Raw genomic sequence first — 26,346 nt, 5'->3', positions numbered from 1 at the left:
AAGCAGTTTATGACTAATCTCAAACGAATCCTCTTGGGAGGATTTCTACTGCTGCTGGTTCTGGTAATCCTGGCATTTGTACTTGAAAATCAGCAAACAGTATCCCTGCTGTTTCTCGGTTGGGAAGCACCTCATTTACCCGCTTCTGTCGTAATGTTGGCGGCACTCTTGGTCGGTATGATCATCGGCCCTCTGTTACGTCTGTTATTGGGTCGTGCTCTACGCGCTCGGCGCAAACCTTCGATTTAGATTTTTTAAGTTTCCTGAGCAGAATAAAGAGGGGAAGCCATGGCTTCCCCTCAATTGTTTCTGCAACAAAATACTAAATCATCACTGGCTTATTCCTTGCCTCCAGCATTGAACTTCACTGCCAGCGCTGCTAATGGCACATAAGCAATCAGAACCCCCAGCAGACCGTCCAGGTAACCGTTAGCCACCAATAGCGCAATCGGCAACAGCCAGCAAAGATTGATCGCGGCAACGCCCAGCGTGACGGGCAGGTGCTTTTTGTATTTTCGAGAAGCGAATTGATAAGCATGGCTACGGTGAGCTTCGTAGACTTTTTCTCCCCGTAGCAGCCGGCGGAACAAAGTCCAGGTTGCATCGACGATAAACACGCCCAGCAGAATCAGCCAGCTCCACAGCAATTGTGGTGCGGCCCAGGCAGCCTGCAGGGAGAGGACGCCCAGAGTGATCCCGAGGAAGCCGCTACCAGCATCCCCCATGAAGATGCGAGCTGTCGGGAAGTTCCAATACAAAAAACCGGACACTGCGAAGGCAAGCAGAAGCGGGAGGAGGGCCAATACACCATTGCCCGTCAGCCAATAAAGCAACGTTGCACCCAGGCAAACAAAAATCGCCTCGACGCTGGCAATGCCATCAATACCATCCATGAAGTTATACAGGTTCAGCAGCCAGACCAGATAAAACGCGGCCAATACATTGCCAACCCAACCCAGGTCAAATACGAATCCGAAGATCGTCAGAGGTGGTAAGCCGCCTATCCAGTAAAGTGCCCAAATGGCTGCAATGAAATGACCCAGCAAACGCCAGCGGGCGACGATATGGCCGTGATCATCCAGAAAGCCCAGTACTGCGATGCCGACACCTGCCCCCATCAATGCCCACATCGTCGGCAAAGTGATGGCACCCATGCTTGTCGCCAATATCAGTGCGACCAGAAAGCTCACAACGATCGCAACGCCGCCACCTCTTGGGGTGGGGACGGCGTGGGAGCTTCGGGCGTTGGGCACGTCTATAAGGCTTTTAGCCAGCGCATATTGCCGTAGGGCTCCGGTCAGAAACAGTGCAACGACGGCGCAAGCCGGTAATAACCACCACATATTCATTTGATTCGCAGGTCCAGAAAGTGTTTAGCCGTTTTACGCAGCGCCTCATCGACAGAGACGGGCGGGGTCCAGTTCAAAAGGGTACGTGTTTTTTCAATATCTACCTGAAGTGAACCGCACAGTCGTTGTGCCAGGGCTTGCTTGCCCAGCATCGATGCCCCGGTTTCAAGTACCCAGCCGGGGATTGGCAGCATTCGGACAGGTTTGCCCAACGCAGCGCCCATGCGCCGAAGAAGCATGGTAGTCGATAGGTCTTCGCCATCGCTGACCATGAAAGTCTGGTTCGCAGCAGCAGGATGGACTACGCAAGTCGCAATCAGGTCAGTGAGATTGTCCAGTGCGACGAGGCTGCGGCGGTTGTGAAGTGCGCCGAATGGCAGCGGCACGCCTTTGTGGAGCCAGCGCATCATGCTGAGAAAGTTGGCCTGTACACCTGGCCCATAAACCAGTACGGGACGGATGATGACTACTTCCATCCCGGTTTCTGTGGAAAGCGCACGTAGTCCCTGTTCGGCCTCAAGTTTTGAAATCCCATAGGGATCAAGAGGCACAGGTTGGCTTTCAGCGCTGTAAGGGTTGCCTGGGGTTGTGCTCTCGCCGTTGACTTTCACTGAGCTGATGAAGATGAATCTTCGGATGCCTGCTTCAGCCGATTGCCGGGCGAGATTCAACGTGCCCTCGACATTGGTCTTGCGGTATTCGGCAAGAGGGTCGGATGACTCGTCGCTCATGACATGCACGCGGGCAGCCGAATGGATGACGACATCATGTCCGCTCAGCACCGACATCCAGTTCTGCTCGCTGGACAGATCGCTGATCAGCGCCTGAGTTGCACGGGAGTCGAGCTCATTCGAGTTTTTGCGAACAGCAGCGGTAACCTCATGACCCTGCTCCAGCAGCAGAGGTGTCAGGCCGCGTCCCACAAAGCCCGTTGCGCCTGTAAGTAGAATTCGCATGATCAGGAAACTTCCGATGTGGAGATTACATCTACAGCCATGTCGCGCATGATATTCGCTCTGGAGAACCGATCGATAAAGGCCGCGCGTGGGGTCGTGGAGATCGTCAGTCTTTCGAAGGATTCGACCGCCGCATCGACATCACAAGGTGCAAATACCGATGCATTTTCGATGTGCTCGGTCACAAACTCTGCCGCGTAGCCTGCAATGCCCGCCCAGATCGGTTTTCCCAGGGCAGCATATTCGAACAGCTTGGACGGCAATACTTTACGAAATGCATCGTAGTCATTCAGGTGCAGAAACAATATGTCCGCTGATTGGTAGACGCCGATCAGTTCGTCGCGTTTGACCGGGCTCAGCAGGTCGACATTGTTGCACTTGGACGCATTGATGGCGTCTTTCAATGCAGCCAGTCGGCCGCCATCACCGATTACCTTGAATCGCACCTTTCCTTCAAGGCGTTTTGCCAGTTGAGGGATGATGTTGTGAAGGCCCTGACCTTCCCCGAAGTTTCCTGCGTACACCACATCCAGAATGCGGTCCTGGTTGTCTTCGGTGTTCACAATCGGCAGGTTGAGGAATTCGTCATCGATACCGTTGGTAAACAGCGAATACTTCTGGTCCGGGTATCTGGATTTGAAGTAAGGAAGAAAGCCTGCTGAGACCAGGTTGACTTTGCGCGCCGACTTTATCGTGAAGCGTTCGAGCAACGAGAGGATCGGTTTGATGAACCGCACCATCTTCCCGGATAGAACGTCCTTGATGGTGTCCACGAAAATGTCACGGATGTCGAGGTACAGTGGTGTTTTCTTGCTGCGGGCAATGACGGCTCCAAGTGTTGCGGTCATCAGGCGTGAAGACGTTGCATAAACAAGGTCGTAGTGCTTGCCGCGAGCGAAGTTGCGCACATGTCTGGCGTAGACCAGAAACGCTTTTGCCTGATCGACCATCCCGCTTTTGTGAGCGGGCAGGGCGATACGGCGTATGGTCAGGCGCGGATGTTCTTCAAGCTCGGGCGCTTCGCTGCTGAATGAGCTGTAGCGATTGGGCAGTGTCGTGATCAGTTCGATATGGGCATCAGCCGGCAATTTATCCAGCAATGCCTTTACCAGTGCCGTGGTGCGGAATGAGCCGGCGGACAGATCCGGCTGATAATAAAAACTCAGGACTAAAAGTTTCAAATAAGCCTCACCACGTTACGCGGGTAATAAGTGTGTCTGATGATAGTTCGACAACGATGCATTGGTTCGCCACGGACTTGCCGAACTCCGGGTGCCAGGTTGTGTTCGCAATGCTGATGCATGCCGCGCCCGAGATGGAGACAGAGACTGTCTCTCCAGAAGCCAGGGTGATTGTCAGGCCGTTGTCATTCTGAGTCACTGACGCCTCGGGGTGGAGGTGGAATCTTGCGATCGACTTGTCAAAGGCGCCCGTTACCGAATCGTTGATCTGTAGCGTGTTCCTGGTGGCGTTCCACTCCCGCGTGTGAAGGTTCTTGCCCTTCAGGCGCTGGTAGCCGTCATGTGAGCAAACGATGCGAACGGATTCACCGGTGCTCTCGAAGGTGCTCAGGCTGACGCGGGCGCGGCGGGCGACCCTGAAGCCGGCCCAGACCTCCGAGGAGTTTTCGCCATCGATCTCTACGGTGTTATGAGCGGCGGTACTGCGTTGACGATGACGCTCGCTGTCCTCGCCGTATTGCGATGTGCCGGAGTTAACGAATACTCGCTGCCCGAATACGCTCAACTCGAAGCTCAACGTATCTGCGTGAGTATGGCCGGGCTGATAAACGGGAGCGACTTGTGCAAAGTTCAAGAGTGCTTTGCTGCCCTCACCGAACGCTATGTGCGCAAACCCGCTTTCGGCATGGCAAATGGCACCGATCGAAGAAGTGTCCGCTGCGTCTGCCGGTGGCTGGCAACCCAGCAAGGCGGCATAACCTTCGATGTCGCGCAGGGCAGGAGCAATGCCGAGGGCGCAATCATTGAAGAAGGGGATTTCGCCATCAGGATGCTGCATGCTGCGCAGCCAGATGATTCCTTGCTCGATCACTCGGCGCCACTCGGGTGCACGGCTTTTCAGTGCGTCGATTTTGGCATTGAGTGCCAGATTGAGCAGGTCGCACATGTCCCAAAGCAACGAGGCGTGGTACATGGGCGACAGTTCGAAATGCGCCCCATCTGTCAGGAATTGCTCCTTCACCTCTCTGTCCAGAATCTTCAGTCCGGTTTTCAGCCAGTTCCCGGCCTCCCCGGTCTGCAGAAAGCTGCCCGCGAAAACCAGCGCCTTGCCATTCACGAACAAGTGATTTGCGAGGATGTGATATTCAATCCGTTGTGACAGTGCGTGTGTCTGCACTGCCAGGCTTTCCAGCCAGCGCTGATCCAGATGCGGCTGCATTTGCAACCACTTGACCAGGTTAACGATCCTGAGGGACAGCGTATAAGGTTCCCAGCCACAGCCGGCGAACGGCGGGTTGGCCGTGATCCAGCTGTTGACCAGATCCGTTTCCGAGAGGGATGAATCATGTTCCTGGCGGGCGGTCAGGTGATCCAGATAATGCAGATTGTATTGCCAGATCTTTGGCAGCGCCTCGTTGTGCCATTCGATGGCCGCCTTGCTGCCCATGAAGTCGAACTGCCCGTCTTCGGTTATGCGCGATGAATTCCAGCGAGGTGGATTGGCCAGATCAAAGGACGGGTTCTTGCTCGCCGGTGTTGCGGCATACGGTTTGATCTTGGCAAAACGATAGTAGATTCGATAGAGAATCTGCTCCGGTCGCAGCACTTTGGCAGTGTGGTAGAGCTTTGTGAGCCGGGCTATCCGTGCGTTGCGCATATGAGTCACTGATTCAAATGGTTGATTCGTTGTAATGTATTTTCGAGCTACTCAAGCGAAGTTGAATTTGAGCCAGCGTTCAAAATACAGAAGTTGCCAGAGTTTGTAGGTGTTATTGGCGGCACCGGAAAAGTGACTCTTTATCAGCCGCTCAACTTCCTCGCGATTGAGGAATTGATAGATTCGCTGGAATTCAGATGCCAGGCGTTCCGCACCCAGGCGCAGAATGATCCCGTCCAGAGGAGGGTTGAACCCGGTTTTCGGACGGTTGACCAGCGTGGAGGGGAGCAGGCTTTTCAAGAGCGTCTTGAGCGGTGCTTTAGGCGCGCCGTCTTTCAACAGATCGGCACTGGAGGTTGCGAACCCGTTGGCAACGACGCGCTCATCCAGCAACGGCACTCTGAGTTCGATGCTTGCCAGCATGCTTGCCTTGTCGGAAACGCCCAGGTTGTGACTCAGGAACCCGGTCATGTCGAAATGCTGTGCGCATTTCACTTTATCGTCCACATCGCCTTTGTACTGGCTCAGCACATTGTCCAGGCGCTGTTTGTACGTGTTTTCCAGTGTCGAGTAGTTGGAGAAGAAATTGCTGAGTTCCTGTTTTGAGAAATAGCCGAGCATCCGCGAATACGCCAGCGGCCAATAACTTTCCTGGGCGTACGAGACGAGTCGCTCGAACTTCTTGTCGAGTTTTTTCGGGAAAAGATTGAGCTTCAGCAACGACTTGAGCAGCGGGTAGACCGCGCGGATCAGATTGTGGTGCTTGAGGACCTTGTATCGGGGGTATCCGGCAAACGCTTCGTCGCCACCCATTCCGCTGAGCATTACGGTATATCCGCTCTTCCTGGCCTCGTCGGACAGTCGGTAGGTGGCCCAGAACGTATAATCCGACACTAGCTCTTCAGTATTTTTGGCGACGAAGTCGATGGATTCAAACGGATTGTCGTTCGCGTCGAGAATTTCGGTAACTTTAAGTTCTTTGCCCAAGTGCTTGGCGATGTCGGCAGAAAACTTCATGTCCACCGCGGAGTCTTCGGTTTCTTCGTATTTCGCGAAAAACAGGTCCGCAGCTCCAGTGTAGTTCGCAAGAATGCTGGAGTCGGCGCCGCCGCTGAAAAACACCCCTACCGGAACATCAGCTTCCAATTGACGGGTGACCGCAGACTCGATGGTGTCGGCAATGGACCGTTGAGTATTGAAGTTGATGATGTCCTGGTAGCGTACGATTGTACGGGCGCCGGTGGTCAGGTCAAATTCGATATAGGTTCCCGGCTGTACTTTCTTGATTGCCTTGTAACCGGTGTTGGGCTCGTAGATGAACCCATTGTTGAAGAACTCGAACACGTCATCGTTATCGATTTCAGCAACAACCTCTGGATAGCTTTTCAGACCGCGTATTTCCGAGCAGGCATAAAAACCATTGGCGCTTGAATAGTAATAAACCGGCTTGATGCCCACGACATCTCTGACCAGAAAGAACTTCCTGGCATTCTCGTCAAGAATGACCAGCGAAAACATTCCTTGCAGTTGCTTGAATGCCTGTTCCTTGTATTCGACATACAGCTTCAGGATGACTTCGGTATCGGACGTGCCGTTGAAGGTATAACCCTTCTTGACGAGGTCGTCCCTCAACTCGTGATGGTTGAAGACTTCGCCGTTGAAAATGATGCTGATGCCATTCCCGGCATGCATGGGCTGGCTGCCGGCGGCTGTCAGATCCAGAATGCTCAGTCGGTTGTGACCGAGTCCTACCTGGAAGTCCGCAACGGTAGTGAAGTATGTTCCAGAGGCATCCGGTCCACGATGTTTTGTGACGGCAAGACTCGCTTCCAACTGGAGGTTGGTGTCGGACGCGGACTGCTTAACACAAAAGAAACTTAAACCGCACATTATGCCTTGAGCTCCATATTTTCTTGATTGGCGGTGTTTTGCACAGGCGACGACGGTGAGGGTGAAGCCTCGCCTGTATCAACACTCTTCCTGTCGTTTTGAACTTTCGGCGCTCGCGAGAGCGCTTGGGTGAGAATCAGGCCCCAGGCTGTAGCGAGCAGCAAGTTGAAGGTGATCAGGCGGAAAACGGCGAAAAACAAGCCGTAGATGGCCATGGTCAATACCACGGATCGCAGTATCGTCCAGTGGGCTGGCTCGACTCTGAGCGAGGTCACTCGAAGGACAATCGGGCCCAGCAGGACCAGCGCATAAGTAATGATTCCCAGCAGGCCACCGACCATCAAGGTATAGAGCGGCCAGTTGTGAATATAAGCGACCCATTGGGTAAACGATTCCCCGCTGGATGTTTCCCAGCGCATTTCGTGTTTGATGCCCAGTCCGTTACCCGCTACCGGGTGCGACTTAAACATGTCCCATGCAATGCCATACTCTACAACGCGCGAAGAGACGTTGAAGTCGGCATTTTCCTTTGTTGGAACGATGGGTTGCAACATGCCATCGTCGCCGGCTTTTGATTCTTCACTTGGCTTCCAGTTAACGATTGTCTCTATGCCAGACTCGATCAGCAGGCTCATCCTGCCGAGCCAGATCTGCTGCATGCCTGTAGCGAAAATGAACAGCAGCGCGCAGATGCCCAGAGCGGTGGCGCTCACCATCAATTTTTTTCGCAGTTGGGCGTGAAACACAAAAACGAAGGCGGAAAAAAGCATCATCACCAGCAGTGCGCTCAACAGCATGCTGCGGGTGAAAGTGATCAGTACGGCGGTCATGCAAAGCAGAGACATCAAGGCACCGACAGCGGTGATCTGCTTTTGCCGCGACAGGATGCAAGTGACAAATCCGGCCGCCATTCCCACGGGCAGCAGACTGTCGGTCGCTTGCGCCAGAACCATGGTTATACGGTCGCGCATGGGGCCGATAGCATTGGCATTGTGCAAGGCGGCTTCTTTTGTAAGTTTGATGGCCTGAGCGTCTGCAGGGTCGATCCAGTAGGGTCTCCAGATGCCTTGGTAGAAGTAGTAAAAAACGATATATCCGGCGGTCAGAAAGACCAGCGTCGCTACTGAGCCGCCTACCCAGTGAATACGCGTTTGATCCTGACTGACCAATATGCAGACAGGGATCAATGCGTAGATGAACAGGAAGGGAATGACGCCCCTCACCCAGTCGGCGAGGGGAACGTGATTGTGCATGGCAACTGCCAGGTTGGTGCCCAATATAAGGAGACCGACCAGCAGGGGAGCTGCGAATACCTTCAGTGCATCTTTTAACGTGTACGTGCGCAGGAGCTGCAGCAGGCTGCCTGCAAAAACGGTGGCCAGCAATGCTGCAAATGATAGCTCCTGCAGGCCCAGTGAGGGTGGCGCCGGACGCATGGCAAATGCCATTGGAAAGAGCGCCAGCAAACCGTGCCAAGGCGATTTCAGTGCCATGAGAATAAGGAGAAGAACGCCGGCGGTACCGATGTAGAACGCAGCGCCAGGATCTTGTGAAAGAAGAATGGCAGTGCCCGCGCCGGCAGCAATCGCGCAACTGTTTTTATTAAAATATGATTCTTTCATCATTATTCTCCGGCCATCTTCCGCGGACGAATTGCTTTGAAATCAGCAGATGTCTGGCCAACAATTCGAGCGGGAATTCCAACAACCACGGAGTTGTCTGGTACGTCCTTCAGTACGACGGCGGACGCGCCAATCTGGCAGTTGTTCCCGATCTTGATGTCGCCGATTATTCTTGCGCCTGCACTGATATAGCAGTTGTCGCCAATCACGGGGCACTTGTTTATTTCGCTGGATGCAAAGCCTTCCGCCGCACCGATCGTGATGCCCTGGCCCAGCACGCAGCCGCTACCGATCCTGGCGTTTGCGTGAAGCACAACGCCGATGGCGCCATAAGCGAAGATCGAGCCTTTGCCAATGCTTGCCGAAACGGGGACATACGAATTGAAGATCAGGAAAATGAAATTTCGAATGAGCATCGGAATAACCGGGATCTTTCGTTGATAGAACCAGTGTCCAATACGATAAAGCGTGACTGCGTTCATTCTCAAAACCTCAATTTACGGAAATCTGCCAGGCGCAGACGGAGAGTCCAGGTTGCGATGATCAACAGGGAGCACATATAGAAAATGCCCCAGATCAGGCTGACGTTGGCCATGACTATAGAAAGGGGGGAAAGTATTGCCACCCAGAAAATCACCGGAAGCTGGATGCCGGGGCGACAGAACAGGTGCAGTGTCAGCAGGTAAGCGGAGAACCCCAGTGCATAGAATACTTTTGCGGCCTCAAGTCCCTGCACGAAAAAGACCATGCAGACCACAGCGATACAACCCAGTGATACGTTTATCGCGATGACCCTGCGGTGAAATCCCGAGGCAATGAGATATCGCTCCGTCACCACCGCCCAGTAGAGAACCGGCAAGCAGGGGAGCAGGGCCAGATAGCCCGAATATTTGGGAAAGAGCCACGATACGAAATAACCGAACAACCCCACGAGCGCGAAGTACATCACGGCGATCGACATGATGATCCGGTATTGCTCCTGGCGCTGGCCTCCGGATATGAACGAAACAAATACTGCCCTGACGTTGATGGGGAAAAGACTGGTTGCGGATTGAATGATCGACACAATCACGCGAAACAGTCCCAGCTCACGAACCGGCAGGATCTTCGAGAGTATGTAAGGTAGTATGTTGGTGAACAGGTTGAAGAACAGCGTGATGGAGATCATGCGCGGCAGAAGGGTAATGACCTGCCAGAGCGTTGAGCCCAGCTGCTTGCCAAGCGGTAGTTTTGCTCCGTGAGTAAACAGCGCAACCAGTGCCAGCAGACAAGGGATCAGGTTGGTCAGGCACAGGATGTCCACGATGCTCAGCGGCCAGATGTTCTGATGGCTGACAAACAGGGCGGCGAAGAAAACCCCCAGAAACAGAATCAGATACCCGACGATCCAGCGGTAGAGTCGCAGTCCGAAAAGTGACAGCAGGCAGGCTGAACTAAGCAGCATGACGCTGAGCAGCAAGGGATTGCCCAGATCCGTCAACTGACTTAGTCCGCTGAAGAGCAGGAAGATCAGGCTTGCCATAAATAAGGAAGTGACAAGGATGTGTTCAGGTTCAACGCTTGCAAGAAGTTGCTCGTTGATGATGTCCAGCAGTTTCTGAAATAAAAAAACCAGCACGTTGGCTTTGATGAACTCGCCATAGGCTTCAAGTCCATATAAACCAGGAATAACAAAGTTTACTACCAGGCCACTAATCAGTGTCAGCGCCTGAATCAGCAGATTGACCATGTCTCAACCTTCTTCAATCTCATCATGACTAATTCGAGCACATGATCATCGGAGTTTTCATCGAAGCAACGAAGTGCGCAGGACCCGATGACTCATGGAGACACCTGGTCCTGCGCTCAGTTTCGATAAGTGGTCAGTTCCAGATACCGCGCGTATCGACTCGCTCTGCACGCGCCAGGCTGCTTTGCGGGATCGACTTGAATTGCTTGTGGTCGACAAGCAGAACAATCACATCTGCTTGAGCCAGTGCGCTGTCGATATCGCAGAGAGTGACTTTGCCTTCCATGTTGGCAGGCAATTGATCGATATTGGGTTCGACGGCCAGTACCTTGCCCGGATGAGCATCGGCAATTTTCAAAGTGATTGCCTTGGACGGGCTTTCACGCAGGTCGTCGATATCCGGTTTGAAGGCCAATCCGAAGCAGGCGACTGTAACGTCCTTGGCCGTCTTGTCCGGGTTTGCCTGCAGGTGCTTGCCGATGGCTTGCTGGACCTGGTCGATCACCCATTGCGGCTTGCTGTCGTTCACTTCACGAGCTGTGCGGATCAGGCGCGCCTGCTCCGGAGTCTTGCTGACAATGAACCATGGGTCCACGGCGATGCAGTGGCCACCGACACCCGGGCCGGGTTGCAGAATGTTCACTCGTGGGTGGTGATTGGCCAGACGGATCAATTCCCAGACGCTGATACCCAGCTTGTCGCATATGATCGAAAGCTCGTTCGCAAATGCAATATTCACGTCACGGAAGCTGTTTTCGGTCAGTTTGCACATTTCGGCGGTGCGGGCGTCCGTGATGATGCACTCGCCTTCAACGAAAGTTTTGTACAGTTGCACGGCAGCTGCGGAGCATTTCGATGTCATGCCGCCAATGATGCGATCGTTCTCGATCAGTTCACGCAGTACGTGACCCGGCAGAACGCGCTCGGGGCAGTGTGCGATACGAATGTCGGACTCTTCGCCATGGGTTTGCGGGAAGGTCAGGTCCGGGCGGGCCTCTGCCAGCCACGCGGACATCTGTTCGGTCGCACCCACTGGAGAAGTGGACTCGAGAATGACCAGATCGCCTTTCTTCAGAACCGGAGCGATGGATTTGCTGGCGGATTCGATGTAGGCAAGATCGGGCTCATAGTCGCCTTTGAAAGGCGTAGGAACGGCGATCATGAACGCATCTGCCGGTTCGGCGACGGTGGTGGCCCGCAGGAAACCTTCGGTCACGGCTGCGTGGACGACGATATCCAGGTCTGGTTCGACGATATGGATTTCACCGCGATTGATCGTTTCGACAGCGCGGGGGTTTACATCGACGCCAATCACCTTTTTCTTGCGGGCGGCGAAAACGGCTGCCGTTGGCAGTCCAATGTAGCCGAGACCGACCACAGAAACAGTTTCAAAGCTCATACGTTGGCCTTATTGGATTTTGGAAAGAGTTTCGAGAATGCGAGCACAAGCCTTCCCATCACCGTAGGGATTGTGAGCGTAGCTCATCTGCTCGTAGGCATCAGAGTCAGTCAGCAGGCGGCTCAAGTTGCTTGTAATTGCGTCTACGGCAGTACCGACAAGTTTTACGGTACCTGCCTCAACAGCTTCCGGGCGCTCCGTTGTATCACGCATCACCAGGACCGGCTTGCCGAGCGAGGGGGCTTCCTCTTGAATGCCGCCCGAGTCGCTGAGGATCAGGTAAGAGCGATTCATCAGCCAGACAAACGGCAAGTATTCCAGAGGCTCGATCAGGTGGATGTTTCCGATGCCTGCCAGAAGACGATTCACAGGCTCCCGTACATTCGGATTCAGATGCACAGGGTAGACAATCTCGACGTCCGGAAAGGCTTTCGCGGTAGTGGCCAGTGCCTTGCAGATGTTCTCGAAGCCGTCGCCGAAGCTTTCACGGCGGTGGCCGGTGACGAGGATTACTCGCTTGCCTTCACCGATGAACGAAAACTGCTCGTGGAAAGCCTGTTGCAGAGAGGCTGTGTTGCTGACGCGTGAAACAACGTCCAGCAGGGCGTCGATGACCGTGTTCCCGGTCACGTGAATCGAAGCTTCCGCTACGCCTTCCTTGAGCAGGTTTTGTCTGGAGGTCTCGGTAGGAGCGAAGTGGACCGCTGCCAGTGCGCCGGTAAGTTTGCGGTTAGCCTCTTCCGGCCAGGGCGAATAGAGATTGCCGGTACGCAACCCCGCCTCGACATGAGCAACCGGGATCTGCTGGTAGTAGGCCGCCAGTGTCGTTGCAAACGTGGTTGCCGTATCGCCATGTACCAGAACGATATCCGGCTTGTATTCGGCAAAGACCTTTTTCATGCCTTGCAGGATTGCCGTGGTGACGTCGGTCAGATCCTGGCCCGGCTTCATGATGTTCAGATCAAAGTCAGGCTTGATCTCGAACAGATCCAGTACCTGGTCGAGCATCTGGCGATGCTGACCGGTCACGCACACTTTGGCTTCGAAGCGTTCGTCGGCAGCAAGGCTCAGCGCCAGGGGAGCCATTTTGATCGCTTCAGGGCGCGTGCCGAACACACATAACGTTTTCAAAGTCATCACAACACCGCTATTGAAAATAAATGAAATTTACCGCGTGTACATGCCGTACCACTTGTCCGCAGAGGGACGATTGGATAACTCACTGAGCCGTTCTTCCTTGGTTTAGCCTAATGACGCGTAATTCAACCGGCATGCTGAAGCCCGCAGGTCTTATATAGGTTCATTGGGTTTATTGATGTTCTGTACATGTTGCGCTCAAGGGGTAATGGGCTTTCTGGTCGGGATTGATTCGTTTCCGGCATCTTGCACTGTCTGACGTATCTTATCGTTACCCAGGAAGCCGCTATTGCACGCAGGGCAGAGTCATGCCTTGAGCAGCGTGGTCGATCGACCGTCGGGACGCTTGTCCAGGAGGAGACCCGAGAGCATGCGCAGTTTGCCCTCATGAGCGCGCGAGCGCGTTTTTCCCATGAGTAGTCGCTCGCAGGGAGCCTGTGTAATTCCTTTGGCGTAATCGACATTGTCGAGAGACATCTTTGTCATCAGGGGCAACCGCTCAGTTTGTGTTAACCGTGCATGTCTTGGGAATTGAAATGAATCAGCGCGTCTGGAAGCCGCTGTTAGTCGGTATCGAACGTGCCGCATGTAAATGCGACGCCGATTATAGCCTTCTTTGCGCGACGCTTTCCAAGGTTGTGGCGTTGGGGATCGCGGTCTCTCGTTTTTGCTGTCCATCAGGCTTCAAGAGGTCTGAAGCCATGAAGGGACGTCGAATGTATCGGTTTCGGTACGTTGCATCGATCACTCTCGTCCTTGAAGTGACATGCGGCTGATGCCGACCTGACGATCGGTACCTCCTGGCAGTCAATGCAATGCATTGGCCGAAGACTGGCGGTTTTTGATTTTCTGCCATGACTGTCGGCAATCAGCGGCAGGCCATTTTTATCCAGACAGAGGGTTTTAAAGGGATTTTTGCCAGAACCTAGGTATCATGACGCCGACACAAAGACCCATACAAGGAGCGAAGGACAAAAGCTTCGGGGTCGAAGCATTGTGTATCTGAGCGTTTCAATTTTGAGTCTATGGGCAATAGTTTTTCTCGGTTTCAGGAGCTTGAAGGGGTGTTTGATACGTTTATGGATAATATCAGAGCAGTTTTGTTAGCCCTTCCTCGCCGACGCAAGCGGGTCTTGCAGGTAATTGCCGATGTTTTTCTGGTCTGGCTTTCTCTGTGGATGGCGTTTGTCGTACGTCTGGGAATAGACGAACTCAACAGTCCCATTCAACAGCACCTCTGGTTGTTTTTCAGCGCCCCCGTAGTGGCTATTCCCCTCTTCATTCGATTCGGCATGTATCGCGCGGTCATGCGTTATGTCGGTAACGACGCACTGATCGCTATCGTTAAAGCGGTGACGCTTTCCTCGCTTATTCTCGGCGTAGTGGTCTACTGGTACAGCAATCATCAAACCATCGTGCCCAGATCCATCATTTTCAATTACTGGTGGCTCAGTCTTGTGATGATCGGCGGCCTGCGCGTTGCGATGCGACAGTATTTTTCCGGCGACTGGTTTGTCGCGGCTCAACACGTTCCATTTGCCAATATCGACGATGGCTTGCCACGGGTCGCTGTCTATGGCGCCGGCGCAGCAGGCAACCAGTTGGTCGCTGCCTTGCGCATGGGGCGTGCGATGCGTCCGGTAGCGTTCATCGATGACGATGGCAGTATTGCCAGCCGTGTGATTGCAGGCTTGCAGGTTTTCAAGCCCAAGCATATTCAGCAAATGATCGATACGACTGGCGCTCAGGAAATTCTGTTGGCGATCCCTTCCGCCAACCGCGGCCGGCGTCGTGAGATTCTCAGTTATCTGGAAAAGTTTCCCCTGCACGTTCGCAGTGTTCCGGGATTCATGGATTTGGCCAGCGGACGCGTCAAGGTCGATGATATCCAGGAGGTGGATATCGCGGATCTGCTGGGGCGCGATGCCGTGCCCGCCCAGGATGATCTGCTGGAGCATTGCATCACTCGCCAGGTCGTCATGGTAACGGGCGCCGGTGGATCAATCGGCTCTGAACTGTGCCGTCAGATTCTTGAGTTGCAGCCGACCACTCTTTTGTTGTTCGAACACAGCGAGTTCAATCTCTACAGTATTCTTTCCGAGCTGGAGCAGAGGATCTCTCGCGAATCCCTGTCTGTGAAACTGCTTCCGATCCTCGGTTCCGTCCGGGATGAAAACAAGCTGCTCGACGTGATGAAAACCTGGCATGTCGATACGGTTTACCATGCCGCAGCCTACAAACATGTACCGATGGTCGAACACAACATCGCCGAGGGCGTGTTGAACAACGCCATTGGCACCCTGAACACCGCGCAGGCTGCCTTGCAGGCGGGTGTTGCCAATTTCGTGCTCATCTCTACAGACAAGGCCGTACGCCCAACCAACGTGATGGGGAGCACCAAGCGCCTTGCGGAACTGACGCTGCAGGCACTCAGTCGTGAGAAAGCCCCGGTGCTGTTCGGTGATGAGGCGTGCGTGTCTCAAGTCAACAAGACCCGTTTCACCATGGTGAGATTCGGTAACGTACTGGGCTCCTCCGGTTCGGTGATCCCGCTTTTTCACAAGCAGATCAAGTCGGGTGGGCCGCTCACGGTTACGCACCCGAAGATCACACGCTACTTCATGACAATCCCTGAAGCTGCCCAATTGGTCATCCAGGCGGGTTCGATGGGGCAAGGGGGGGATGTCTTCGTCCTCGACATGGGAGAGCCGGTGAAGATCGTTGAGCTGGCGGAGAAGATGATTCACCTGTCTGGTCTCAGCGTGCGTTCGGAAAGAAACCCGCACGGTGATATCGATATAGAGTTTTCCGGCCTGCGTCCGGGAGAAAAGCTCTACGAAGAATTGCTGATCGGCGACAACGTGTCAGCGACCTCTCATCCAATGATCATGACTGCCAACGAAGACTATCTGGACTGGGATCTGCTCAAGGAAAAACTGAATGAGTTGCTGGTTGCGATCGAGCGGGACGACTACTCGCGAGTCCGTCAGCTCCTGCGTGAGACGGTCAGTGGCTATTCTCCGGATGGTGAAATCGTCGATTGGATTTATCAGCAGCGCCGTCTGGAACCCTGATTGTTTCACATCTGGTAACGAACGCATTTTTGACAGGCGCCAGGGATGACCTAGGTTTGGAGAGCAGCTACGGAAAAGCTGCTTTCCCAACTTGATCTCATGGAGCGTCACCTATGCGTACCGGCTTTTTCTACTCCCTGGTATTTGCCCTTCTCACCAGCACCTCGATCGCCGTGATTGCTGCGCCAGCAGTAGCTCCGAACGTGGATGGAACACCGCTGGTCATCGACGTCAATGCTACGGCGCAAAACCTGAAAGTCGATCTCAACAACGCCGATGCGGCCACTCTGCAGAAGGAACTTGCAGGCGTGGGCGAGGCCAAGGCGAAAGCGATTGTTGCTTATCGTGAAACAAACGGGCCGTTCGCGTCCGTGGATGAATTGCTGGAAGTGAAGGGTATCGGCAAAGCGATCCTGGATCGCAATCGCGACAAGCTGGAAGTGAACTAAGCTGATTGTTCAACGCCAAGGGGCCGGTCATTGACCGGCCCTTTTTGCTTCCCGCTTCCTTCAAGCGTCGCAAGAGGGCGACAGCCTTTCCGTCGGAAAATAGAAAATTACGGCTATCATATTGGTTTCAGATTATGCCTATAATAATTTCAGTAGCCACTGAAGCCCTCTGCTTTTCAGCGGTCGCTCATTCCTCACTCATTCCAGGAGTATCGTCATGAATTCCCCGAAATCCCAAGGCACGGCGCTGGTCACTGGCGCTTCTTCCGGCATTGGTGCGGTGTATGCCGAGCGGTTGGCGGCACGTGGTTTTGATCTGTTGCTGGTGGCTCGCGATCAGGAGCGCCTGGAGTCCGCGGCCAGCAAACTGCGAGACGCCCATGGCGTACAGGTCGAAGTCCTGAAGGCCGATCTGACGCAAAAGGATGAAGTGCTCAAGCTCGAGCAGCGTCTGCGCAGCGACTCCAGCATTAGTCTGCTGGTCAACAATGCGGGGGTAGCGGTCAACGGATTGCTGGCGAACGCCGACCCGGACGAGCTGGAAAAACTGATTCAGTTGAACGTGACGACCCTGACCCGGCTGGCAGCCGCAGCCGCCTCGGCGTTCACCCGCGCCGGGCGCGGCACGATCATCAACATTGCGTCGGTGGTTGCCCTGTTTCCTGAGCGTTTCAATGCCACCTACAGTGCCAGCAAGGCTTATGTGTTGAGCCTCACCCAAACGCTTAATGCGGAACTGGAAGGCACCGGGGTCAAGGTGCAAGCGGTATTGCCCGGTGTGACCCGCACCGAAATCTGGGAGCGCTCCGGTTTTGATGCCAGCGGTATCCCGACGGAAATGGTCATGGAGGCGGGTGAGATGGTCGATGCCGCGCTGTCCGGTCTGGATCAGGGCGAGCTCGTCACAATTCCTTCGTTGCCCGATGCGGGCGAGTGGCAAGCCTTCGTTGCCGCCCGTCATGTGATGGCGCCCAATCTGTCCCACAGTTCAGCGGCCAGCCGTTACAAGTAAAAGTCTTTTGAGTCACGAGAGGTCAACCCGATATGGATCAGCGTCGAGTAGTTGTCACGGGTATGGGCCTGGTATCGCCCTTGGGAAGCGGCGTCGAAGTCGTCTGGCAGCGCTTGCTGGCCGGGCGTTCGGGATTGCGGAACCTGCCGGAAGCGGTGATTGCCGATCTGCCGACCCGGGTCGGCGGCGTGGTGCCGACGATGGAGGAGGACGCCGAAGCAGGTTTCGATCCGGATCGCGCCACGCCGCCCAAAGAGCAGAAGAAAATGGACCGTTTCATTCTGTTCGCGATGGAGGCTGCCCGGCAGGCGCTTGAACAGGCCGGCTGGCACCCGACCGAGCCCCACGCTCAGGAGCGCACGGCCACCATCATCGGCTCCGGTGTCGGCGGCTTCGGCGCGATCGCCGATGCGGTGCGCACCACTGACAGCCGAGGCCCGCGACGCTTGTCGCCGTTCACCATTCCCTCGTTTCTGGTCAACCTTGCGGCGGGGCATGTCTCGATCCAGCATGGTCTGAAGGGGCCGCTTGGTGCACCGGTCACCGCGTGTGCCGCCGGTGTGCAGGCGATCGGTGACGCGGCGCGGCTAATTCGTGCCGGTGAGGCCGATATTGCAGTGTGCGGCGGTGCCGAGGCATCAATCGATCGAGTCAGCCTCGCCGGTTTTGCGGCGGCGCGGGCGTTGTCCAGCGGCTACAACGACACGCCAGAACGCGCTTCACGCCCGTTCGACAGCGGCAGGGATGGTTTCGTGATGGGCGAGGGGGCCGGGCTGCTGGTGATCGAGTCGCTGGAGCACGCACTGGCGCGCGGCGCACAGCCGTTGGTCGAACTGGTCGGCTATGGCACCAGCGCCGATGCCTATCACCTGACCGCCGGGCCGGAGGACGGCAGCGGTGCACGGCGAGCGATGCAACTGGCGCTGGCCCAGGCCGGCATCACGCCGGATCAGGTGCAGCATCTGAACGCCCATGCGACTTCGACGCCGGTGGGCGACCTCGGTGAACTGGCGGCGATCAAGTCGGTGTTTGGCACGCAAAACTCCATCGCCGTGACCTCGACCAAATCCGCGACGGGGCATTTGCTCGGTGCGGCGGGAGGTCTGGAGGCGATCTTCACGCTGTTGGCGATCCGCGATCAGATCGTTCCGCCGACTCTCAACCTGGAAAATCCCGATCCGGCCAGCGAAGGCGTGGACATCGTCCACAGTCAGGCGCGGTCGATGCCGATCGAGTATGCGTTGTCCAACGGGTTCGGCTTCGGCGGGGTAAATGCCAGTGTGCTGTTCAAGCGCTGGCAGGCTTAGTCTTCCGAGCGTTTGAGGTGTTCGCGGGTGACATCAAGGATCTGCTGCGCAAATTCAGGATTCGCGACACTGCGTGACAGCAGGAGCGCCCCGGCCAACGTCGCCATGATGACGATGCTGCGCTCGGCGGCGTTCTCGCCTTCAAGGGCGCCTTCGACCTGGTCCAGGCGCGCCTTGAGCACTTCATCGCTGGTCGGGCTCGGCTGGCCACGCAGTCCAAGTTCCGACGAAATGGTCAATAGCGGGCAACCTTCATGAGGTGAGGTCTGGTGCCATTCGGAGAGGTACGTATCGATGAAGGCTTCCAGTGGTTTTTCCTGGGCGAACAGCTCCTCGCACAAGCCCGCAATCTGATCGCCAGCCGCTTGCAGGGCTTTTTCAACCAACTCGTCCTTCGATTTGAAATGCGAATAAAAGCCGCCATGGGTCAAGCCCAGCGCCTTCATCAAAGGTTGCAGACCAGTCGCGCCAATGCCGTCCTTGCGAAACCGCTCGGACGCTTCCTTGATAATGCGCTGATGGGTCTGGGCTTTATGATCCTGCGAGTAACGCATTTAAACTCTCCGCAACAAGAGCGCCATCTTAACCAATGCAAATTGAATGGTGACTGTACTTCTACTTCTAAAAAACTGTCGGTGACTCCGACATGTTCGTAACAGCCATCAACGGTTGGCACGGATAGTGGTTGCAGCTTGCAAAGTTGCCATCACTTGAGGAGCAGGAGAAATCATGTACAAAGACTACCCAGCCGCCTATCAGGTCAGCAAAGGCTCGGCGTTACAGGTCAATACACCTTTCTACGAACGGATTCGCGACCGCAAGGACTGTCGCACGCTGATCGAACAATTCGAAGTGCCAATCCGCACCGGGCGTGCCTGGCACGTGCCAGCGGGGCATGTGTTTCGTGTCACCACACCGGTCGGGCCCCAGGTGGGCGATTTCAATGTGTGGAACGCGCACGATCCCCGTGAACGGATGTGGGCGGCGCGCACCCGGCAACTGCAGGGCGCGCATGTCAGCACTCATGACCGGTTGTGGTCGAACCTGCCTTTTCTGCGTCCGCTGGTGACCATCACCGATGACAGTCTGGCCGGCTACGGCATCGACGAGCACGGAGGGCGCCTGCACGACTTGCTCGGCACGCGCTGCGATCCCTATGTGAACAAAATGCTCACTGGCGAGGATTTCCACCATCACTGCCATTCCAACCTGACCCGCGCCGTACTTCCACACGGTCTGACCGAGTTCGATGTGCATGACGTGCTGAACATCTTTCAGTGCACCGGCCTGAATCACGATGACCTGTATTTCATGAAGGCCTGCCCGGCGCAGAAGGGCGATTATCTGGAGTTCTTCGCCGAAATCGACTTGCTGTGCGCGTTGTCGACCTGTCCAGGTGGTGACTTGTCTTTGGCGATGTGGGGGCCGGACGCGCAGGATCCGCTGACCGTGTGCCGCCCGCTCGGGGTGGAAATCTATCGTCTGGACGATGCGTTGCTTGAAGGCTGGAGCCAGCCGGAACGCGCGGCGTACAAAGGCCTGCATGGCTTGCACATCGCGAAGGCCGAGTGGGAAAAGTAATCGCCACAAAAAACAAACCCCGCCGATTCTGGCGGGGTTTTTCGTTCAGCGGTCCTGCGCGTCCTTGATGTCCGCTTCGGCATTGCGTTCAGCGACGCGCTTGCGTTGTTCATCGGTCAGTTCGACCTTGTTGGCGGTGTCACGCAACATCATCAGACCGCCGACGATCGAGCCGATTGCAACGACCAGAATCAACCAGGCATACCAGGGCATAACGGCTCTCCTTAAAGGCAGGTCGACGGGCGAGGGTTTCGCCGTGCAACGCTGCATACCACTTTGAGCGAAGTGCATTCGCAGTGGTTCCATTCTAGGCCGGTTATGCCCGTCGCGGTTTACAGTCCGGTGAGCATGGCGTCTGCCGGGGCGTTGGCGCGCAATTGGCCGGTCAACAGGAAGTAGCCGAAACCGACTGCCATGAAGCCGAGGAAGATCAGCCCGATCAACGCATTGAACCAGGCCATCGCCACCAGGCACACCACGGCCAGCACCAATGCAATCAGCGGAATCAGCGGATAGCATGGCGCGCGGAAGGTGCGCTCCAGGTTCGGTTCGGACTTACGCAGTTTGAACAGGCTGAGCATGCTCATGATGTACATCACGATCGCACCGAACACCGCCATGGTGATCATCGCGGCAGTGAGGGTCATGCCACCGAGGTTGATCAGGCCGTCGCTGTAGATCGCGGCGATGCCGATCACGCCGCCGGCGATGATGGCGCGGTGCGGGGTTTGAAAGCGCGACAGCTTCGCCAGCGAAGCGGGCAGGTAACCGGCGCGGGCGAGGGCGAAGAACTGCCGCGAGTAGCCAAGAATGATCCCGTGGAAACTCGCCACCAGCCCAAACAGACCGATCCAGACCAGCATGTGCAGCCAGCCGGAGTTGTCGCCGACCACGGTTTTCATCGCTTGTGGCAACGGGTCGTTGATGTTCGACAGGGTGCGCCAGTCGCCGACACCTCCGGCGAAGAACATCACGCCCATCGCCAGCAATACAAGGGTCAGAATGCCGCTGATGTAGGCTTTGGGAATCGTGCGTTTCGGATCCTTGGCTTCTTCCGCGGCCATGGCCGCGCCTTCGATGGCGAGGAAGAACCAGATTGCGAACGGAATCGCCGCGAACATCCCGGCAATCGCCGGTGCACCGAAGATGTCCGAGCCGGCCCAGCCATTGAGCGCAAAGTTGCTGAAGCTGAAGGCTGGCGCGACCACACCCATGAACACCAGCAACTCGGCAACGGCCAGGACGCAGACGATCAACTCGAACGTCGCGGCCAGTTTCACACCGAGAATGTTCAAACCCATGAACACGATGTACGCGCCGACCGCCGCGTGTTTCGGGTCGAGGGCCGGAAACTGCACGTTCAGGTACGCGCCAATCGCCAAGGCAATCGCCGGCGGGGCGAAGACGAATTCGATCAGCGTCGCCAGTCCGGCGATCAATCCGCCTTTTTCACCGAAAGCCCGGCGACTGTAGGCAAACGGCCCGCCCGCGTGGGGGATCGCCGTGGTCAGTTCGGTGAAGCTGAAGATGAAACAGGTGTACATGGTCGCGACCATGAACGAGGTCACCAGAAAGCCCAGTGTTCCCGCGACGCCCCAGCCATAACTCCAGCCGAAATATTCCCCGGAAATCACCAGCCCCACCGCAATGCCCCACAGGTGCAACGTGCCCAGCGTGGGTTTGAGTTGTGTGTTCATGCGTTTGCTCCCTGAACGGTTTGGAAAGCTCGGGGAAGGGCGTGTGCAGTGGGCGTGCCATTTTGTATTGGCGGGTCGTAATGGGCTGAAAGCTGTCGTATCGGGGATGTTCGCGGCGCAATGCCGACAAAATTGTGCGCCAGTTGGGTGCGATGTTGTCTGTGCTGCCGTCTTCGCGGGCAAGCCCGCTCCCACAGGTGTCAGCGGTGCCTGGACGCGCGCATTTCAAATTGTGGGAGCGAGCCTGCTCGCGAAGAGGCCCGTCCACACGACGCAAAATTCACCTGTAACGCCCGCGTAAACCCACTCTTTACGCTTTCTTTATGCCCCGCGCGCGCCCTCGCTCTCGTTCCTTTACAGCCTCCTTTCCGACAATGCCTCCACACGCGGCAATACGCCGTAACACGGAGATCTTCCATGAGCGTTCTGGACGGGGTGTCACTGCTATTGGCAGTGGGGCTGTTCATTTATCTGTTGGTTGCGCTGTTGCGCGCGGATCGGACTTAGGAGCGGCTATGCACAGTTATGACTATTGGCTGATCCTCGCATTCTTCGCGGTGGTCTTGCTGCCGGCGCCGTTCCTCGGGCGCTTCTACTACAAGGTAATGGAGGGCCAGCGCACTTGGCTGACGCCGATTCTCGGCCCGGTCGAGCGCGGCTGTTACCGCATTGCCGGCGTTAACCCGCAGGATGAACAGAGCTGGCAGAAGTACACGCTGGCGCTGCTGGCGTTCAACCTCGCCGGTTTCCTGCTGCTGTTCGCGATCCTGCTGTTTCAGGATCACCTGCCGCTGAACCCGCAAAACCTGCCGGGCCAGGAGTGGACCCTCGCGTTCAACACCGCCGTCAGTTTCATGACCAACACCAACTGGCAGGCCTACAGCGGCGAAGCGTCGCTCAGCTACCTGAGCCAGATGGTCGGGCTCACCGTGCAGAACTTCGTCAGCGCCGCCACCGGCCTCGCCGTACTGGTTGCGCTGTGCCGTGGCATCGGGCGCAAATCCACCAAGACCCTCGGCAACTTCTGGGTCGACATGACCCGCGCCACCCTCTACGGCCTGCTGCCACTGTGCCTGCTGCTGGCGCTGTATCTGGTGTGGCAGGGCGTGCCGCAAACCTTCGCGCAATACGTGAATGCTGTGACGATGCAGGGCGTTGACCAAGTCATCCCGCTCGGCCCGGCCGCCAGCCAGATTGCGATCAAGCAACTGGGCACCAACGGCGGCGGCTTCTTCGGCGTCAACTCGGCACATCCGTTCGAGAACCCGACCGCGTGGAGCAACCTGTTCGAAGTCGCCTCGATCATCCTGATCCCGGTGGCGCTGGTTTTCACCTTCGGCCACTACGTGAAGGACCTGCGCCAGAGCCGCGCCATCATCGGCTGCATGCTCGCGCTGTTCATCATCGGCGGCGCCACTTCGCTGTGGGCCGAGTATCAACCTAACCCTGCCTTGAACAATGTCGCCGTCGAGCAGACCGCGCCGCTGGAAGGCAAGGAAGCGCGCTTCGGCACCACCGCCACCGTGCTCTGGTCGGTGACCACCACCGCGGCGTCGAACGGTTCGGTCAACGGCATGCATGACAGCCTCAACCCGCTCAGCGGCATGGTCGCGCTGGTCAACATGATGGTCGGCGAAGTGATCTTCGGCGGCGTCGGCGCGGGGCTCTACGGCATGTTGCTGAACGTGCTGATCGCGGTGTTCCTCGCCGGTCTGATGATTGGTCGCACCCCGGAATACCTCGGCAAGAAACTCCAGGCCCGTGAAGTACAGCTGCTGGTGGTGACCCTGCTGGTGATGCCGGTCGGCGTGCTGGTGCTCGGCGCGATCGCTGCGAGCCTGCCCGGCCCGGTGGCGGCCGTGAGCAACCCCGGTCCGCACGGTTTCAGTCAATTGCTCTACGCCTACACCTCGGCCAGTGCCAACAACGGTTCGGCGTTCGGCGGCTTCGGCGCCAACACCGCGTTCCACAACCTGATGCTGGGCTTGGGCATGTTGATCGGCCGCTTCGGTTACATCCTTCCGGTACTGGCCCTGGCCGGCAGCCTGGCGATGAAGAAAACCGCACCGATCGGCCAGAACAGCTTCCCGACCCACGGCCCGCTGTTCGTGACCCTGCTGACCGTGACCATTTTGCTGGTGGGCGGCCTGACCTTCTTGCCGACCCTGGCGCTCGGCCCGATTGCCGAACACCTGAGCATGGGCTTCTAAGGAATCCATCATGAATATGCATGTTCCAGCTTCAAAACCAGCGACAGCTGCCAAGTCGGCTGAAGCTCCTAAAACCGCGATCAGCGCCCTGTGGCGTCCGGCGCTGGTGCAAGCGTTCGTCAAGCTCGACCCGCGCCAGTTGCAACGCTCGCCGGTGATGCTGGTGGTCGAACTGACGGCCATCCTGACCACCGTGCTGTGCTTCATTCCCGACAGCAGCGTGCCGACCTTCGTTGCCGCGCAAATTGCCCTGTGGCTGTGGTTCACCGTGCTGTTCGCCAACTTCGCCGAAGCGCTGGCCGAAGGTCGCGGCAAGGCCCGCGCCGACAGCCTCAAGGCCGGCAGCGAGGGCCTCAGCGCCCGACGCAAACTGGCCAACGGCAGCTTCCAGGTCGTACCGGCCACCAGCCTGCGCAAGGGCGATGTGGTGCGCGTCGAAGCGGGGGAGATGATCCCCGGTGACGGCGAGGTCATCGAAGGCATCGCGGCGGTCAACGAAGCGGCGATCACCGGTGAATCGGCGCCAGTGATTCGCGAGTCCGGTGGCGACCGTTCCGCCGTCACCGGCAACACCCGGCTGGTGTCCGACTGGCTGCTGGTGAAGATCACCGCCAACCCCGGTGAATCGACCCTCGACCGGATGATCGCGCTGGTCGAAGGTGCCAAACGCCAGAAGACCCCGAACGAAGTGGCGCTGGACATCCTGCTGATCGGCCTGACCCTGATCTTCCTGCTGGTGGTCGTGACCCTGCAGCCGTTCGCCCACTTCGCCAACGGCAGCCTGCCGCTGGTGTTCCTGGTGGCGTTATTGGTCACGCTGATTCCGACCACCATCGGCGGCCTGCTGTCGGCGATCGGGATTGCCGGGATGGATCGTCTGGTGCGCCTGAACGTGATCGCCAAGTCCGGTCGCGCGGTGGAAGCGGCGGGTGACGTGCACGTGTTGCTGCTGGACAAGACCGGCACCATCACTTTCGGTAACCGTCGTTGCAGTGCGGTATATGCCGCGCCGGGCGTGAATGCCCGTGAGCTGGCCGAAGGCGCACTGTTCGCTTCGCTGGCCGACGAAACCGCCGAAGGCAAGTCCATCGTCGAGTACCTGCGCGGCACCAATCCACAGCCGGAACCTTCGCCGGAAACTCTGACCGCCGTACCGTTCAGTGCTGAAACCCGCTTGTCCGGTGTCGACTATCAGGGCCGTGTATTCCGTAAGGGCGCGGTGGATTCGCTGTTGGCGTTCCTCGGTCAACAACGCAAGGATCTGGCCCCGGCGCTGTCCCGGGAAATCGACAAGATTGCCCAGAGCGGCGGCACGCCGTTGCTGGTTTGCGCCGACGGCAAACTGCTCGGTGCGATCCACCTGAAAGACGTGGTCAAGCCGGGCATCCGCGAGCGTTTTGCCGAGCTGCGCAAACTGGGGATTCGCACGGTGATGGTTACCGGTGACAACCCGCTGACCGCTGCCGCGATCGCCGCTGAAGCAGGCGTCGACGACGTGCTGGCCGAGGCCACACCGGAGAAAAAACTCGCCCGTATCCGTCACGAGCAGAACGACGGTCGTCTGGTCGCGATGTGCGGCGACGGCGCCAACGACGCCCCGGCGCTGGCCCAGGCTGACGTTGGCATGGCGATGAACGACGGCACCCAAGCCGCGCGCGAAGCGGCCAACATGGTCGACCTCGACAGCGACCCGACCAAGTTGCTGGACGTGGTGCAGATCGGCAAGGAATTGCTGGTGACTCGCGGTGCGCTGACGACCTTTTCCATCGCCAACGACGTGGCCAAGTACTTTGCGATCCTGCCGGCGTTGTTCGCCGCGATCTACCCGCAACTGGGCGTGCTGAACATCATGCATTTGAGCAGCCCGCAGAGCGCGATTCTGTCGGCCATCGTTTTCAACGCCCTGATCATCGTGGTGCTGATCCCGCTGGCCCTGCGCGGCGTGCGGGTGCAGGCGGCGAGTGCGGCGGCGCTGCTGCGTCGCAATCTGCTGATCTATGGCCTGGGCGGGATTCTGGTGCCGTTCGTGGGGATCAAGGCGATCGACATGCTGTTGACGGCGTTGCATCTGGTTTGAACCTGAACAGCGGTGTGCC

At 56.9% G+C, this 26,346-nt stretch carries 22 protein-coding genes; 9 read left to right on the top strand and 13 right to left on the bottom strand.

The genetic code is table 11. From position 1 onward, the window contains the following. The first annotated feature begins 9 nt into the window (after positions 1-9). The gene (locus ABFB52_RS21105) at positions 10-249 is read left to right on the top strand and encodes a LapA family protein (RefSeq protein ID WP_085745005.1); all 240 of its coding nucleotides are present in this window, start codon (positions 10-12) and stop codon (positions 247-249) included. 89 nt (positions 250-338) lie between these two features. On the opposite strand, the gene ABFB52_RS21100 is transcribed toward ABFB52_RS21105, so the two are convergent. The 10 genes from ABFB52_RS21100 to wecB all read right to left on the bottom strand — a co-directional run bounded on the left by ABFB52_RS21100 (position 339) and on the right by wecB (position 12,920). Continuing rightward, positions 339-1,349, bottom strand: coding sequence for a glycosyltransferase family 4 protein (locus ABFB52_RS21100; protein ID WP_102717099.1), 1,011 nt, complete (start codon positions 1,347-1,349; stop codon positions 339-341). After that, positions 1,346-2,305: an SDR family oxidoreductase gene (locus ABFB52_RS21095; RefSeq protein WP_085745003.1), complete on the bottom strand. Its 960-nt coding sequence runs from the start codon at positions 2,303-2,305 to the stop codon at positions 1,346-1,348. Before ABFB52_RS21095 ends, ABFB52_RS21100 begins: the two co-directional genes overlap by 4 nt. Before the next feature lie 2 nt (positions 2,306-2,307). Further along, positions 2,308-3,486, bottom strand: a complete 1,179-nt coding sequence (locus ABFB52_RS21090; protein WP_085745002.1) for a glycosyltransferase family 4 protein — start codon at positions 3,484-3,486, stop codon at positions 2,308-2,310. A 7-nt stretch (positions 3,487-3,493) separates the two neighbouring features. Next, positions 3,494-5,143: a heparinase II/III family protein gene (locus tag ABFB52_RS21085; RefSeq protein WP_129972546.1), complete on the bottom strand. Its 1,650-nt coding sequence runs from the start codon at positions 5,141-5,143 to the stop codon at positions 3,494-3,496. A 51-nt stretch (positions 5,144-5,194) separates the two neighbouring features. Beyond that, positions 5,195-7,033 carry an asparagine synthase (glutamine-hydrolyzing) gene (gene asnB, locus ABFB52_RS21080; protein ID WP_129972547.1) on the bottom strand — a complete coding sequence of 613 codons (1,839 nt, stop codon included), beginning with the start codon at positions 7,031-7,033 and terminating at the stop codon, positions 5,195-5,197. Continuing rightward, positions 7,033-8,655, bottom strand: a complete 1,623-nt coding sequence (locus ABFB52_RS21075; protein WP_085744999.1) for an O-antigen ligase family protein — start codon at positions 8,653-8,655, stop codon at positions 7,033-7,035. Before ABFB52_RS21075 ends, asnB begins: the two co-directional genes overlap by 1 nt. Before the next feature lie 2 nt (positions 8,656-8,657). After that, on the bottom strand, positions 8,658-9,137 hold the full coding sequence (locus ABFB52_RS21070) for a serine acetyltransferase (RefSeq protein WP_085744998.1): 480 nt from the start codon (positions 9,135-9,137) through the stop codon (positions 8,658-8,660). 2 nt (positions 9,138-9,139) lie between these two features. Beyond that, complete coding sequence (locus tag ABFB52_RS21065; protein ID WP_085744997.1) at positions 9,140-10,384, bottom strand: hypothetical protein; 1,245 nt, start codon at positions 10,382-10,384, stop codon at positions 9,140-9,142. A 133-nt stretch (positions 10,385-10,517) separates the two neighbouring features. Beyond that, the gene (gene wecC / locus ABFB52_RS21060) at positions 10,518-11,783 is read right to left on the bottom strand and encodes a UDP-N-acetyl-D-mannosamine dehydrogenase (RefSeq protein WP_085744996.1); all 1,266 of its coding nucleotides are present in this window, start codon (positions 11,781-11,783) and stop codon (positions 10,518-10,520) included. Between the two features lie 9 nt (positions 11,784-11,792). Next, the gene (gene wecB, locus ABFB52_RS21055) at positions 11,793-12,920 is read right to left on the bottom strand and encodes a UDP-N-acetylglucosamine 2-epimerase (non-hydrolyzing) (RefSeq protein ID WP_102686476.1); all 1,128 of its coding nucleotides are present in this window, start codon (positions 12,918-12,920) and stop codon (positions 11,793-11,795) included. 1,079 nt (positions 12,921-13,999) lie between these two features. Between wecB and ABFB52_RS21050 the strand changes: the two genes are divergently transcribed. The 4 genes from ABFB52_RS21050 (at position 14,000) to fabF (ending at position 18,762) form a co-directional block, all read left to right on the top strand. Then, positions 14,000-15,994, top strand: coding sequence for a nucleoside-diphosphate sugar epimerase/dehydratase (locus tag ABFB52_RS21050; RefSeq protein ID WP_129972572.1), 1,995 nt, complete (start codon positions 14,000-14,002; stop codon positions 15,992-15,994). A gap of 113 nt (positions 15,995-16,107) precedes the next feature. Continuing rightward, positions 16,108-16,443 carry a helix-hairpin-helix domain-containing protein gene (locus ABFB52_RS21045; protein ID WP_129972548.1) on the top strand — a complete coding sequence of 112 codons (336 nt, stop codon included), beginning with the start codon at positions 16,108-16,110 and terminating at the stop codon, positions 16,441-16,443. Between the two features lie 217 nt (positions 16,444-16,660). Further along, the gene (locus tag ABFB52_RS21040) at positions 16,661-17,455 is read left to right on the top strand and encodes an SDR family oxidoreductase (protein ID WP_129972549.1); all 795 of its coding nucleotides are present in this window, start codon (positions 16,661-16,663) and stop codon (positions 17,453-17,455) included. A 32-nt stretch (positions 17,456-17,487) separates the two neighbouring features. After that, positions 17,488-18,762 carry a beta-ketoacyl-ACP synthase II gene (gene fabF, locus ABFB52_RS21035; protein ID WP_129972550.1) on the top strand — a complete coding sequence of 425 codons (1,275 nt, stop codon included), beginning with the start codon at positions 17,488-17,490 and terminating at the stop codon, positions 18,760-18,762. Here fabF and ABFB52_RS21030 read toward each other — a convergent pair. Then, complete coding sequence (locus ABFB52_RS21030) at positions 18,759-19,316, bottom strand: TetR/AcrR family transcriptional regulator (protein ID WP_102686472.1); 558 nt, start codon at positions 19,314-19,316, stop codon at positions 18,759-18,761. The genes fabF and ABFB52_RS21030 overlap by 4 nt on opposite strands. Before the next feature lie 175 nt (positions 19,317-19,491). On the opposite strand from ABFB52_RS21030, the gene ABFB52_RS21025 reads away from it, so the two are divergent. Next, complete coding sequence (locus ABFB52_RS21025) at positions 19,492-20,343, top strand: DUF1989 domain-containing protein (RefSeq protein ID WP_129972551.1); 852 nt, start codon at positions 19,492-19,494, stop codon at positions 20,341-20,343. A gap of 45 nt (positions 20,344-20,388) precedes the next feature. On the opposite strand, the gene ABFB52_RS21020 is transcribed toward ABFB52_RS21025, so the two are convergent. Both ABFB52_RS21020 and eat read right to left on the bottom strand, forming a co-directional pair. Beyond that, entirely contained in the window at positions 20,389-20,556 is a 168-nt protein-coding gene (locus tag ABFB52_RS21020) for a DUF2897 family protein (protein ID WP_007950938.1), read from the bottom strand. Between the two features lie 119 nt (positions 20,557-20,675). Next, complete coding sequence (gene eat / locus ABFB52_RS21015; RefSeq protein WP_085607188.1) at positions 20,676-22,040, bottom strand: ethanolamine permease; 1,365 nt, start codon at positions 22,038-22,040, stop codon at positions 20,676-20,678. Between the two features lie 417 nt (positions 22,041-22,457). Between eat and kdpF the strand changes: the two genes are divergently transcribed. The 3 genes from kdpF to kdpB are packed head-to-tail and all read left to right on the top strand — an operon-like array spanning position 22,458 to position 26,327. Then, on the top strand, positions 22,458-22,547 hold the full coding sequence (gene kdpF, locus ABFB52_RS21010) for a K(+)-transporting ATPase subunit F (protein ID WP_007950940.1): 90 nt from the start codon (positions 22,458-22,460) through the stop codon (positions 22,545-22,547). An 8-nt stretch (positions 22,548-22,555) separates the two neighbouring features. Next, positions 22,556-24,250: a potassium-transporting ATPase subunit KdpA gene (gene kdpA, locus ABFB52_RS21005; RefSeq protein ID WP_039770510.1), complete on the top strand. Its 1,695-nt coding sequence runs from the start codon at positions 22,556-22,558 to the stop codon at positions 24,248-24,250. Between the two features lie 16 nt (positions 24,251-24,266). Beyond that, positions 24,267-26,327, top strand: a complete 2,061-nt coding sequence (kdpB, locus tag ABFB52_RS21000; RefSeq protein WP_176240466.1) for a potassium-transporting ATPase subunit KdpB — start codon at positions 24,267-24,269, stop codon at positions 26,325-26,327. The last annotated feature ends 19 nt before the right edge of the window (positions 26,328-26,346 follow it).

The organism is Pseudomonas sp. 9.2(2024) (genome assembly GCF_039695385.1).
In the GTDB taxonomy this organism is placed as follows: Bacteria; Pseudomonadota; Gammaproteobacteria; order Pseudomonadales; family Pseudomonadaceae; genus Aquipseudomonas; species Aquipseudomonas paraglycinae.
This window is presented reverse-complemented; position numbering and strand designations above follow the sequence as displayed.